Here is a 12,213-nt window from a genome sequence, read left to right as displayed (position 1 = left end):
AGCATATCGAACTCCCTGGGGGCGGGAGATTCTGGTACTCGTATCAATATTGGGAGGTCTTTTCCTGCCACTATTTTATCTCGCCGCGTATGGCTTGACGGTTATGAGTGCTCGTCGGGCAATCGTATATGCGTCAATGGGAATAGAGAGATCCAAGAATATGCTTTTATTGATTATTATTATTCCCTTTCTGGTAACGATCCCCAGATCTCAGGACCTGCCACTTGAGGCCATTCAGATTGCCAACGAGCCCGCCGCAACCGTATATGTTGTCAATTCGGACGATCATCAAATAACTGTTCTATACCCTGACGCCCGAGTGCGTGTGGTCGTGCCACCTGATTCAGTTAAGTCGCGCGTCTCGTGTTCACGGGATGAGTCTAACATTTTCCACCTTTTCCTTCTGATGCCCGTTCCGCAAATTATGACGGATTTGGGGAAGAATAAACTCAGTCGCCCGTTCAGCGCTCCAAGATGTCCGACGCCCTGGTGAACGGCCAATTGGCGACGGATCTGGTACTACATTCGCAGATCTTGAGGGAGGGGATCGCCTCGCCGATGGTAGTGGCCGCCCGGGTTTGGTGGACAAGTCGGAAGTGCGACCAGGCCAGGACGTGGTCGATGGCGGTGGGGGGATCAAGAGGCGGCCCAGGACCAGGCGGATTTCGGCGAGGGAGGGCCGGATCAGCCGTGGCGGGATCAGCGGGCCGGCTCACGCGCTCGCTCAAAGACTGCGGAAATGGCATTATGAACCGCTCTTACGACTTCCACGGCGGAGGCATGCCTAATTGTTGTCGGTCTCTGGCCATGTGCGATTGAGTTACGCATCTGAAGCGCTTGGGTGAGTACTTGCGCTTCTTCGGGAGTGATGAGTTTTCGATTCCCGGCCGCTTCGACGGGACTCGCGAGCGGGCCCTCATGGGGCGGAAGAATGCCCCGTATGCTTGCTTCAAAGGTCGCCCATATCCACGTAACAGCAACGAGCGCCAGTTCCGAATTGGATTGCGATTGCTGCAAGAGGTCCTGGACGGTCGCCAGCCCATCGGCAACGCCCTTGGGCACGGCCGAGCTGATGGGCCAGCGAGCGGAATCGAGGTGGGATGATGTATCGTCCGGATGATCGAGGCCGGCCAATCTGTCAGAGTAGTCGCCCACGGTCGACTCGACGGCCGTAGCAATTCGACCTCTCAGAGGGTTCGGTAGATCTGTGACTTGGGAGGTGTCTGATAGGAAGTGAAGAATCTGACTTCGCTCGGTTGGTGCAACCGTCTCCGAATGGCTCAGTAGCCAATCGATAGCTGTTGCCGCACCGCGATCAAAATTCTGATCCACAAGCTGGATGGCGAGCTTCCCAGTAGCGATCCATTGAGGCGCTGAGACACGAGCCAAGAGCTCCTGCGCCAACCGTTCCGGTCCGCCGCTGATGCGAACAAGCTGTTGAGCGGCCAGGTACTCCATAAATGATTTATGGACGAACCGATAAGTCTCCTGCCCGTCGTCCCGCATCCCTATGCTGGCAAGCACCCAGGCCCGATTTTGGAGGAAATCCAGTATTTCGTGGGTTGCTTGATCGGCTTCAACGAATTCGCGCCTGCTTTCAAGGAATTTGCGAGTTGTACGAAGGAAATCCCTGTCGGTGAACTCGTGCTTGTCGTCTCCCAGCATCTTGAGAGCTAGATTCCCAAGTACTGGCGCGACAAGTGGGCGAGCCTGCATGGACCACGCGATGCCCCGGCTTGCATCCCATTGCTGAAACATTAGACCCATAAGCTGTCCATAGATCTGCGGCCTGTCGCGAGGAATGCTTCGCGTCCTGCGGTAGAGTTCGCAGAGAAACGTTAGAAGGAGTGGATTCCTGCGCAGACCCGAGAGATCCATGGTCTCTTTGAGGAAAGCGTCGGCACGTCTGTCTGCTTCCCCAGAATGGGAGCCATCCCTAGCAAACCACCGGTGTACATACCGCGCAACACGCGCGTCGTCGAAATCTTCGATTCGAAAAGTCTCATAGGTACTCGGATCAAGCTGAGACGGGCTGTACCCAGCTACTCGCGAGGTAACGAGAATCCGAGAGATCGGGTTCTCCTTGGCGAATAGTTCGATGATGGAGACGACCTCCGCTCGGTGGGGTGGGCTTAGGACCTCGTCCAGGCCGTCAAATATGACTAGCGTGGGACTGCCCGCAATCTGTCTCTCCACCATCCCCCTTGGTGGACGGATTTGAAGCACGGCTTCCACACGCCTCTCGATAAATCCGATGATGGATTGAGGCGGTGGAAACTCGGCTGCGAACTCACGAAGAGGGATGAAGAACGGCGTTGGAAGATCATCATGGACTGCGTAGTATCGCATAAGCGCGTGGCATAGAGTAGTCTTGCCTGAACCCGGATCCCCCAACAGCACCGTGCGATGAATATTGTTGTTAGAGAACTCTGCGAAGTCGATCGAAGTGGGGTGGGACCCTGTGGGCGAGATCCGGCCTTCAGCAAGTCTCGGTGGTACGAAAATATCGTCCATGCTGGCCCGGTAGAAGCCGGAAACACCCAATCCGTGCAGCATTGCGTAGTAGCCGGCAGCGAGTTCTAGGTAACGACCTAGGAAGGCGCTATCTTCGCGTTCATGTTCTGTTGGCGCCGGTGATTCGTTAGTGGCTGCCGCCCATAGCCGACGGAAGATCGGTTCGACGTCTGCCCCGCCCAGTTGCCGAACAATGCTCGCCACGACAGGCCATGTGGGAACACGTCGGCCACTCAGCGCCTCGGCAACCGTTGTATGGCTGACCGTGCCGATTTCCGTGGCCAACCGGCGGGCGCTCGGCTTCCCTGCCTTGGCGTGAAGGTCTTGTAGTGCAGAGGCGAATGCCTGGGACGGACCGATATCGCCAACCTCGCTGCTCTTTGTCGACATTGTCCCCTCGGTTGCGTTACGAAGCAGGGTACTCTACGCTCAGAGGGCGTAAAAACGATCTTACACGAATCTGCCAGGTGCCGTCGAGCCGGAGCGTCGACGCGATGGCAAACATGATCAAGTCGGCTGCGCGGTCTCACGGGCAGCGTTCAGAGGAGGACTGTCATGACCACCGCGCCTGTCCGGCTCTTCTATATCGACGACTCCGGCGCCGAGAGCACTGGCTTCATTGTGTACTCCTGGATCGAGTGTGCCATTGAGGACTGGCGACTCATCCTTCGCGGTTGGCTCGACCTCCGCAAGGAGCTGTACGCTCAGTACGGCATTCCGCCCGCCTACGAACTGCACGCGACGAAGTTCATCCGTGGAATCGGCAACCCCTCCACGAACCTCGGGTGGAACCGGCGCAAGCAGAATCGGTCCATCGTGATGAGGGAAGCCCTCGCTGCGATCGGGAGCACACCCGCGCTGAAGACCGGAACGGCGTATCGACGCACGAGCATGCGCGGAGGCGCGTACCAGGTCGAACGCGACCAGGTGTACGAGGTACTGGTTGCGAACCTTGACGCCCGCGTGGGCGCTGCGGGCGAGTTCGGCATGATCTTCATGGATGGCGACGGCACCGCGACTGGGTACTATAACGCGCACCGCGCACTGAAGCTCGCTCACCGCAATATCATTGAGGACCCGCTGTTCGTACCGGCGCACCGTTCCGCCTGGGTGCAGATGGCGGACCTGGTGGCCTGGACCGCTTATCAGAGCCTCCTGTGCCACCCCGGCAAGCGCTTTGCCTGGCAGTGGTACGACGAGTACCTGCTCACATGCGACGTCAACTCTGGCCCGCTGGCGCTCTGAACAGAACATAGGCACCAAAAAAGCTAGACCCGCTAGTCCACATGTGTGGGGCGGGTCCGCAGTCCCAACGATAGCACAGGTTGTGCCGCTTGCTACCCCGCGTGAGCAGGTCGGTCGGCCGATGGGTGCGAAGCAACGGTGTGCTGGCGCTCTGGCGTATCGCCAGGAGCGCCAGCCTGCGTTCGGCGCGGTGTCCATTGCCTGCACGTGTTCGACGGGGATGAGGATCTCGCCGTTCTCGGCTCGGGAAATGCGGTGTTGAGCGCGCACGTGCGCTCGCTGGTGAAGATCAGCCCTTCCTGGCCGGTCCCGTACTCCGCGATATGAATGGCGAGCGCCTCAGTTCACGTCCAGGGAGATGGTTTGCGGGTGATCAAGCCCTTGGACTGGTACGGGTGATCGGCGATGGTTGAAGCGACAGCTTGCGGTGGTTCGTGCCCGGTGGTGTATTCCAGTAGATCGAGGCCGTCCTCCGTCAGTGGCCCGGTCGTCTCCTGATACAGGGCAGTCTCGGCATGGCTGGAGCCCTCGTGCTCGAACCGGGAATGCATGCCGCGCTCGCGTAGCCGCTCCTCCAGAATGTCCGGGGCAGCGGTGACCAGCAAGGCGAGGCCGGCGCGTTCCCCGGTCCGGCCGGAATTCGGGGTTGATCGCCGTGGCCAAAGCAGGGGTTCGTCAGTGCCTGCTCATACAATGTGTCTGTATCGCTCTGGCGTGGCGCAGCGTGTGCCGAGTCAGCTAATCCAACGGGCTGGCTGTCCGCTTAGGCGGGAGATGGTGTCGAAGTCGGCGTCTGCGTGTAGCACGGTGAGCTTGTGATGCCGAGCTGTTACCGCCATGAGCAGATCGACAGGAGAGGCGCATTGGTGCCACCCCTTGTCGGCGAGGTCGCGCTGCAGTCGGCTTGTCTCGTCCCACGCCGATTCAGGGATGACGTAGTACGGGAAGGTCTCCTGGAGCAGGCTGTCGGCCTCGTAGAAGGCTGGTCGGCCGCCGACCGCTCGGAGGTACTCCTGCCTGACCGGCTCACAGATGCCAACAAGCCCGGCGGAAACCGTTTGATCCCATTCCGAACCGACCTGACCGCGGTAGAAGCGGACCAAGGCGCTGGTGTCGATGAGATAGAGCTCTGTCACGCCACCGCCTGGTGTCCGCCGTCACCCTTCTCGATGACCGAGAAGTCGATCTCTCCCTCGGCCACCATCTCACGCATGCGAGCTATGGCCGCTGCCCGTCTGCGCCGGTCGACGATCTCTCGTAGGGCGGCGTTGACGGTGTCCTTCTTGGAAGAGGTGCCGAGCAGCTTCGCGGCCTCGGCCAGGGCCTCGTCATCGAGGTCGATCAGGGTCTTGGTCATGGAAGCCTCCTCACTCGTATATATGAATTCAGATTAGTATATCAGGAGTGTCGATCACGGGGAGCTACCGGCGGCGGGATCTCTGCTCGCCGTACGGGACCGTGATGTTGAGGAACCGCGCGCAGTTCAGCAGGGTCGGACGTTTCACCGGGAGCCGCCTACGCTGGGGCCTGTGTCCGATAACGGAGGCTGGCCCGCCCGCGTCGAGGACGTGCACGAACTGGCTCTGTCCATGCCGCATGTCACCGTCGTGTACGGGACTGGCGACAATCCGGTCTATCAAGTGGGCGGGAAGTCGTTCATCTTCTTCCGCAACCCACGGCCGGACGCAGTCGACCCTGACAGTGGGGAGCGCTATGTGGATGTGATCGTCTTCTGGGTTGCGTCCGAGGCGGACAAGCAGGCGCTGGTTCAGGACGAGGCGTCGCCGTTCTTTACCAACGCGCACTTCGACGGTCACCCGTCGGTGCTGCTGCGGGGGAGTCGAATCGGCGAGCTCACCCGGAACGAGCTGGCCGAGGTGGTCCAGGACGCGTGGCTGTCCCGCGCATCGGCGCGCAGAGTGGCAGCCTGGCTCCGCGCACATCCCCCGGCGTGATCGTCCCTTGCCTTCTGAGTGGTCAGTCAAGGCAGAATCTCGACGTACCCGTCGCTTCCGTGCACGCGGATCCGCTGCCCATCGGGAATCAGCCGGGTGGCATCCACCACACTGACGACAGCCGGCAGGCCGTACTCCCGTGCGATCACTGCGCCGTGTGTCATCAATCCTCCGACCTCGGTCACCAGGCCTGTGATGGCGACGAAGAGGGGCGTCCAGCTCGGGTCCGTGTGGGCCGTGACGAGGATGTCACCCGGTTCGAGATCAGCCTGGGCCATGTCCAGGATGACGCGGGCGCGTCCTTCGATGGTCCCGGCGGAGACCGGTAGGCCGATCAGGGCGCCGGCCGGCACGTCGTCGCGTCGGTACGCCCCGGCGATGACCTCGCCGTCCGATGTGAGCACCCGGGGCGGCGTGAGCGCGTGGTACGACCGGAACGCGTCCTTGCGCTGCTGGATGAGCTTGTCATCCACCCGGTTGGTGCGCACGACGTCGTGGAGCTCCTGGAACGTGAGGTAGAAGACGTCCTCCTTCTCGGGGAGCGCGTTGGCCCGCACGAGGCGCTCGGCCTCTTCCAGCAAGGCCTGCTTGTAGACGAAGTAGCGGCTGACGATGCCGTACTTCGGGTACTCCCGGTAGCCGATGAAGGTCCGGACCCGGTCGATCATCCGCTTGGTCTCGTCGGCCTTCTGCTCCCCGTCCGGCAGTGCCCGCAGGCGTTCGAGCACCTCCTGCGCTTTCTTCCGCGCCCTCTGCCGTCCTTGCTCGAAGCGCCGCTTGGCGGCGCCCGGCTCGAAGTTCCTGACGTTGTCGAGGATCACGGGCACGAGCGTGGTGGGGCGTTCGCGCCAACGCGGCCTCGTGATGTCGATCTCGCCGACGCAGCGCATGCCGTACCGGTCGAGGTAGGCCTCGATGGCGTCGCGCGCTTCGGTCCCGCCCGCGAACTTCGGCAGCTCGTCCAGGAAGCCGTCGTCCTCGACGCCCTGCAGGAACGCCACCACCTCCGGATGCGGGCGGATCACGTCCGCGACGTCGAGCAGCGCCAGTCCCATCTCCGACGTGACGTTGCCGGGGGCGGACAGCGTGAGGGTGTCGGCCGCGTTCTTCTCGCCCAGCCATTCCCGCAGCCGGTCGTTGAGCCACCAGGTGGCCTCCATCCCCGCCATGATCGCCTGCATGCTCAATGGATCACTGAGGACTCGCTTGTGTTCCTGGAAGGCCTCCAGCAGGAAGTCGAACAGCGCCGGTCCGGTCTTCGTCCGGATGTCGCGCCGCAGCGCGGCGATGGACGCCTGGCTGCGGTCGATCAGCTCGGTGACGATGGCCGGATCGGTCTCGATCGGGGCGGACGCGCCGCCGACCGGCGGTCCGCCGGGATCGCCGTCCGGGAGCGCCGGGACGAAGTCGTGGCGGTCGAGGACGGTCTCCAGCGCGTCCCTGATCAGCGGATCGGACCTCCCCGCCAGCTCCAGGAGGCCGGCGCGGCTCGCGGGCGAGGCCAGGCGCCGGGTGACGTCGACGAACAGCCTCCCGCCGGCCTCGTGCATCGGCGCCATGGCCGTCAGCTGCCACATGGACAGCCCCAGTGGCTTCATGGGGTCGGTCATCATCTGCTGATGACCAACGGAGAGGTAGACGTGGTTCTCCCGGTCGCGGGCCGCGGGGATGGGGAACAGCGTGGTGATCGGCCGGCTCTGCACGATCTGGAAGTCATCGTCGACCAGGCACCATTCGATGTCCTGCGGGCGGCCGAAATGCGCTTCGATCCGCCGCCCGAGTTGCACGAGCCGCACGACCTGCGCATCCGTCAGCGCCGGCTGCTCCTGCCGCTGCGGGTCGATCGCCACTTCCTGCGTTCCGCCAGCCGGCAGGGCGTAAATGGCACGCTGTTTGGCGGCGATCGCCTCGGCGACGACCTCGCCGTCGCGCACCTTGAAGACGTCCGGGTTCACCAGGCCGGAAACCAGGGCCTCGCCGAGACCGAAGCCGGCGTCCACGGTGGCGACCTTCCGGTTGCCCGTGACGGGGTCGGCCGTGAACAGGATGCCGGCCGCATCCGGGAAGACCATCTGCTGCACGACCACGGCCATGTGGACCTTCCGGTGGTCGAAGCCGTTCCGCAGGCGGTAGGTCACGGCCCGCTCGGTGAACAGCGACGCCCAGCACCGGCTGAGGTGCTGGAGGATCGCCGCCGGCCCCACGACGTTCAGGTACGTGTCCTGCTGGCCCGCGAAGGAGGCCGTCGGCATGTCCTCTGCCGTCGCGCTGGATCGCACGGCGTAGGCGGCTTGCTCGCCTCGCTGGGCGAGCGCGCGGGTGATCGCCGCCGCCAGATCGCCCGGGATGGCGATCCCTTCGACGGTCCGGCGGATCTCCGCGCTGAGCGTGCGGATCGCCTCCCGGTCATCCGGGTTCAGGCGCGACAGCTGATCGAGCCGATCGTCGATCGACGGCGCTTCCGCCATGATCCGCCGGAAGGCGGCCGTCGTCACGCAAAACCCGGCCGGCACGGGGATGCCTTCGATCCGCGACAGCCCGCCCAGGTGCGCGGCCTTGCCGCCAACGACCGCGACCTGCGTCTCGTCAACCTCTTGAAGATCCAGCACGTACTGCTCGATCATTGCGATACCTCCGAGGCAGCCGTGCTCCGTCGCACTGCACTGGCCGATCGAATCACCGGCGCCTCGAGCTGTGTCGAACCTCTTGCTGGGCACGTCCTCATGTCTGGTTGGCTTCCCTCTGACGAGTCGGCCGGCCGCTGCTTCCGGTCGGACGGCGCGCACCCCCGCACCTCCGCGTCAAACGCCCGCAACTGCACCGCCAATCTCATCAGCGGTTCGAGGTTGCCGCGTTCCCCGTACATCGACAACACACCCACGTCGTGCCCCCCATTTCCTCGTCGGCGCTGTGTCCGGCCGCCGATTCTGCGGCAAGACCCGGGTCTTGCCGCAAGCCTCCCTGCGCGCTATACGTTGGAAGTGGCGAGGAGCGAGATCTGGGCCCGGCCGTCCCGGTTCTTGCCGCTCACGTCTACACCATCCTCGTGCTGATCCCGGTGATGATCGCCGTCTTGCGTAGGAAGTCCATCCGGTTGAGGGGCCGGGGGTCTTTTGCGTTGGCCCTCACCAGCCGTGCAAGCCCACCGTTTTCCCAGCCAGGTAATGTGCGACGCCTGCCATGGTGTAGGGCACCGTGTTGTCCGGGAGCAAGTCCGCTGGCACCCAGTCGACTTTTGCGCATTTGCCCGGTTCGGCGTTGGTTGGTTCACCCGTCCAGGTGCGCGTAACGAAGAAGAATCCCACCCGTGGGCGGCCTTCGGGTGAGAGGTGATGCAGGACGGTGGCGGGTCGCAGGTGTTTCGGGTCGATGGTGACTGCCGACCTCTTCCCGGGCTTCCCGGATGGCACAGTCGACGATGGTCTCGCCCTCGTCCAAGTGGCCTGAGGGCAGACAGTACAGGCCGTCGGCATAGCCGGTCCCCTCGCGGAGGCACAACAGGATGTGCCCGGCCTGCTCCAGGATGACGTGGACATCGACCGTGACCCGCTGGCGCTGCGTCATCGAGCCGGAACCCTTCCGCCGGGATAGTCCGCTACCGGCGTGACGATAGCCGACGTATGTGATTGGCGATGGCTGAAGCGACAGCTTGCGGTGGTTCGTGCCCGGTGGTGTATTGCCGAGGACGGCCGTCGCCCGCCGTATCTCCAGGTGCCTGGAACCGGGAGGTACGCTGGCCGCCATGCAGATCATCAAGGGTGCGGGGGAGTGGGCGCAGCCCGTCGCCGGGGCTGCCAACGACTGGGTTGAGCAGCACAAGGTGCCAGACCTGTCCGTTGGGACGTACTGCATCCCGGTTGGCGGGGTCGACGACCAAAGTCCGCACACCGAGGACGAGATCTACGTGGTGACCGCAGGTCGAGCCCGGGTCGTGGCGGCGAGTGGTGAGGCGGAGGTCGGCCCTGGAGCGGTGATCTTCGTTCCGGCAGGTGAGGAGCACCGCTTTGTGGACATCACTGAGGATCTGGCACTGCTGGTCGTGTTCGGGCCGGCCTATGGCTCGCGCACCGGGTCCCTGGCCTGATGCCCCAGAGCGCTCCCGGTGACTGTCGAAGGGGTTAGGCGCGGGTGACGATCGGGTCGCGGTAGCCGGATGCCTGGAGTCTGAACAGGCGGGCGTAGAGGCCGTTTTGGGTCAGGAGTTCGTCGTGGCGGCCGATCTCGGCGAATACGCAGTCCTGAAGGACGGCAAGCGTGTCGGCGTGCCGGATGGAGCCGAGTCGGTGGGAGACGAGCACACTTGTCCGGCCGTTTCGCAGGGCCGCTATGCGGGTGTGGACCTCGTGTTCCGCTTCCGCGTCGAGGCCGGAACTCGGCTCGTCGAGGATCAGGAGATCGCTGTCACGGCGGAGCATCGCGCGGGCAAGCGCCACCCGCTGCCATTGCCCGCCGGAAAGGAATATCCCGGTGGTGTCGCCGTCCTGGTCGGGCTCGTCGATGAACAGTCGAGTCAGGAGGGTTTCGTAGCCGCGGGGCAGGGAGTGCAGCGTTTCGTCGATTCCCGCATCGTGAGCGGCGGTTTTGATGGCGAGTGTGTCCTTCATGAGTTCGAGTCGGCCGATCGCGATGTTCTCCCGTGCCGACATGTCGTACGCCATGAAGTCCTGGAAGACGGCGCCTATTCTGGCTCTGAGCTCCCCTGGCTCGAAGTCCCTCAGGTCGATTCCGTCCCAGGTGATACGCCCTGCGCTCGGGTCGTACATGCGGGTCAGGAGCTTCACTATCGTGCTCTTTCCCGCGCCGTTCAGGCCCACCAGCCCCATCGACGTTCCGGCCGGAATCTCGAGGCACGCGCCACGGAGAATCCAGGGATGAGCTTCGCTGTAGCGGAACCAGACATCGTGCAGCCTGATGCCCTGGGACAGGGAAGGGACAGGTGCGGGGTGGGGCGCCACGACAAGGTCTGGTTCTGTGCTCTCGATGGCCAGGAAACTCCTGAACAACGCGATCTGCTCATGGGTTCGCGCCATTTGGCCGATGAGCCCGGCGAGTTGACCCTGCATCCCTCGCACAGCGGCGATGAACATCGCAATGTCGCCGACCAGCAGGGCACCGTCATGAGCGCGGATGATGGTCCAGACCAGACCACTTCCCGCGATCAGCGCCGCCAGGCCGCCAAGCGCGAGCTGGGTTACGAGATCACGCCGATCCAACGTCCGGTTCTCTGCATTCGCCGCCTGCCGCTCGGAGACCATCCGGGTATGCAGGAAGGAGCCGATGCCGAACAGCCGGACCTCTTTCGCGGCCTGGCCGTCGGTCATCAACTGGGCGTAGAAGATCTCCCGTCGTTGGAGGGGACCGAGTCTCATGTGCATGGAGATCCGGCGCCGGGAAAGTGAAATCTCCGCCAGCAGGGTCGGCACCACACTGATGAGGATCACACCGGCCATGATCGGGCTGAGGGAGAACAGGGATCCGACAAAACCCGCGATGCCCAGGGTCGCTCCGGCGATGGCCAGGAACCCGGAGAGGATCTGGCTGGGGGTGCGACCGCCCATGGTCTGGGCCAGCTGCAATTGGTTGAGAAAGGCGGGATCTTCGAAATGCGCGAGTCCGGGCAGCCGGTTGAGTGCGACGTACAGCCTGCTCTGCGCCTTCAGCGCGATCAATCTGTCCAACTCTGATTGGCAGTAGCGCGAACCCTCCGCCAGTGCCTTCGAGACCAGCCCCAGCGTCGCGAGCAGGCTCGCGAGAACGAGCAGCGTCCTCGCTGGCAGGTTCATCACGATGGCGTCCAGAATGAATTTGGTCAGCCACGCGACGGTGACGGGTACCGCGGCGGTGGTCACGGCGATGACCACCGCCAGGATGACGAGCCGTGACCTCGCCTGCCAGGCCAAGGTAAATGCCCTGGCGGTCGTGTGGACGCTGTCTCGCATTGATTTCATGGAAATCTGACATCCAAACCATGCCGGGAAATGGCGGGACCTGCTCGTTTAAGTGAAGAGATCTACCAGGTCGTCCATCAGGATGACCAGAAACGACAGGACCAATCCCGCGGCTACGGTGATTCCTGTTTCCATGGTCCAAGAGCTGACCCCGACGTCGGCGCTGAGCATACCGACGACAGCTGCGGCCGCAAGCAGGGTATTGCGCACGATATGCCGGGCGGAAAATTCCGACGCCTGTCGTCCAAAACAGTTGCAGGTCACGGAGCTGCCTCGATGAATCATGGTGATAATCGCCAGATTGAATACCACGCAAAGCACAACAGAAAGGGCGAAAGCATACACGAGCAGAGCCGAGCTCGTCAGCAGGCCTATCGGTATCGACAGAGCGGCGACCAGCTCGGCGGTTATTATCAGGATTGCGGCCAGGGCTGAATGCGTTCTCACATCGTGAGACCGAGAGCGATCAGTGGGTGTTCGAAGTTGTCGCGTGCCCATCGGGTTCCATCGGCGATGTTGGTGAAGTTGAGCAGGCGTAACGCGCCAATCGC

Annotated in this window: 11 protein-coding genes; 3 read left to right on the top strand and 8 right to left on the bottom strand. The window is 63.1% G+C overall.

Features of this window, described 5'->3' with window-relative positions; translation table 11 throughout:
- Positions 1-699: 699 nt before the first annotated feature.
- Positions 700-2,904: an NACHT domain-containing protein gene (locus ABGB08_RS42735; protein WP_347602768.1), complete on the bottom strand. Its 2,205-nt coding sequence runs from the start codon at positions 2,902-2,904 to the stop codon at positions 700-702.
- A 165-nt stretch (positions 2,905-3,069) separates the two neighbouring features.
- Between ABGB08_RS42735 and ABGB08_RS42730 the strand changes: the two genes are divergently transcribed.
- Positions 3,070-3,759, top strand: a complete 690-nt coding sequence (locus ABGB08_RS42730) for a DUF3800 domain-containing protein (RefSeq protein WP_347602765.1) — start codon at positions 3,070-3,072, stop codon at positions 3,757-3,759.
- Positions 3,760-4,103: 344 nt separating this feature from the next.
- Here the strand turns inward: ABGB08_RS42730 and ABGB08_RS42725 are convergent, their stop codons facing one another.
- From ABGB08_RS42725 to ABGB08_RS42715, 3 genes are all read right to left on the bottom strand, one after another.
- Positions 4,104-4,364, bottom strand: coding sequence for a hypothetical protein (locus tag ABGB08_RS42725; RefSeq protein WP_347602762.1), 261 nt, complete (start codon positions 4,362-4,364; stop codon positions 4,104-4,106).
- A gap of 129 nt (positions 4,365-4,493) precedes the next feature.
- Positions 4,494-4,895 carry a PIN domain nuclease gene (locus tag ABGB08_RS42720; protein ID WP_347602760.1) on the bottom strand — a complete coding sequence of 134 codons (402 nt, stop codon included), beginning with the start codon at positions 4,893-4,895 and terminating at the stop codon, positions 4,494-4,496.
- A complete protein-coding gene (locus ABGB08_RS42715) occupies positions 4,892-5,116 on the bottom strand; it encodes a type II toxin-antitoxin system VapB family antitoxin (RefSeq protein WP_347602757.1) in 225 nt (74 codons plus the stop codon). Before ABGB08_RS42715 ends, ABGB08_RS42720 begins: the two co-directional genes overlap by 4 nt.
- 172 nt (positions 5,117-5,288) lie before the next feature.
- Between ABGB08_RS42715 and ABGB08_RS42710 the strand changes: the two genes are divergently transcribed.
- Positions 5,289-5,714 (top strand): MmcQ/YjbR family DNA-binding protein, encoded by a 426-nt coding sequence (locus ABGB08_RS42710; protein ID WP_347602754.1) that lies wholly within the window; start codon positions 5,289-5,291, stop codon positions 5,712-5,714.
- Positions 5,715-5,740: 26 nt separating this feature from the next.
- Here ABGB08_RS42710 and rph read toward each other — a convergent pair whose 3' ends face one another.
- Both rph and ABGB08_RS42700 read right to left on the bottom strand, forming a co-directional pair.
- Complete coding sequence (gene rph / locus ABGB08_RS42705) at positions 5,741-8,338, bottom strand: rifamycin-inactivating phosphotransferase (protein ID WP_347602751.1); 2,598 nt, start codon at positions 8,336-8,338, stop codon at positions 5,741-5,743.
- Positions 8,339-8,981: 643 nt separating this feature from the next.
- Entirely contained in the window at positions 8,982-9,278 is a 297-nt protein-coding gene (locus tag ABGB08_RS42700; RefSeq protein ID WP_347602748.1) for an NUDIX domain-containing protein, read from the bottom strand.
- Between the two features lie 178 nt (positions 9,279-9,456).
- Here ABGB08_RS42700 and ABGB08_RS42695 point away from each other — a divergent pair, with 178 nt between their 5' ends.
- Positions 9,457-9,798 (top strand): cupin domain-containing protein, encoded by a 342-nt coding sequence (locus ABGB08_RS42695; protein ID WP_347602745.1) that lies wholly within the window; start codon positions 9,457-9,459, stop codon positions 9,796-9,798.
- A gap of 34 nt (positions 9,799-9,832) precedes the next feature.
- On the opposite strand, the gene ABGB08_RS42690 is transcribed toward ABGB08_RS42695, so the two are convergent.
- Positions 9,833-11,653, bottom strand: coding sequence for an ABC transporter ATP-binding protein (locus ABGB08_RS42690; protein ID WP_347602743.1), 1,821 nt, complete (start codon positions 11,651-11,653; stop codon positions 9,833-9,835).
- Positions 11,654-11,710: 57 nt separating this feature from the next.
- On the bottom strand, positions 11,711-12,109 hold the full coding sequence (locus ABGB08_RS42685) for a MauE/DoxX family redox-associated membrane protein (protein ID WP_347602740.1): 399 nt from the start codon (positions 12,107-12,109) through the stop codon (positions 11,711-11,713).
- Positions 12,110-12,213 lie beyond the last annotated feature (104 nt).

Source organism: Acrocarpospora sp. B8E8 (assembly GCF_039871605.1).
Classification (GTDB): Bacteria; Actinomycetota; Actinomycetes; order Streptosporangiales; family Streptosporangiaceae; genus Acrocarpospora; species Acrocarpospora macrocephala.
The sequence above is the reverse complement of the archived record's forward strand: the minus strand, read 5'-3'. Positions and strand labels throughout refer to the sequence as shown.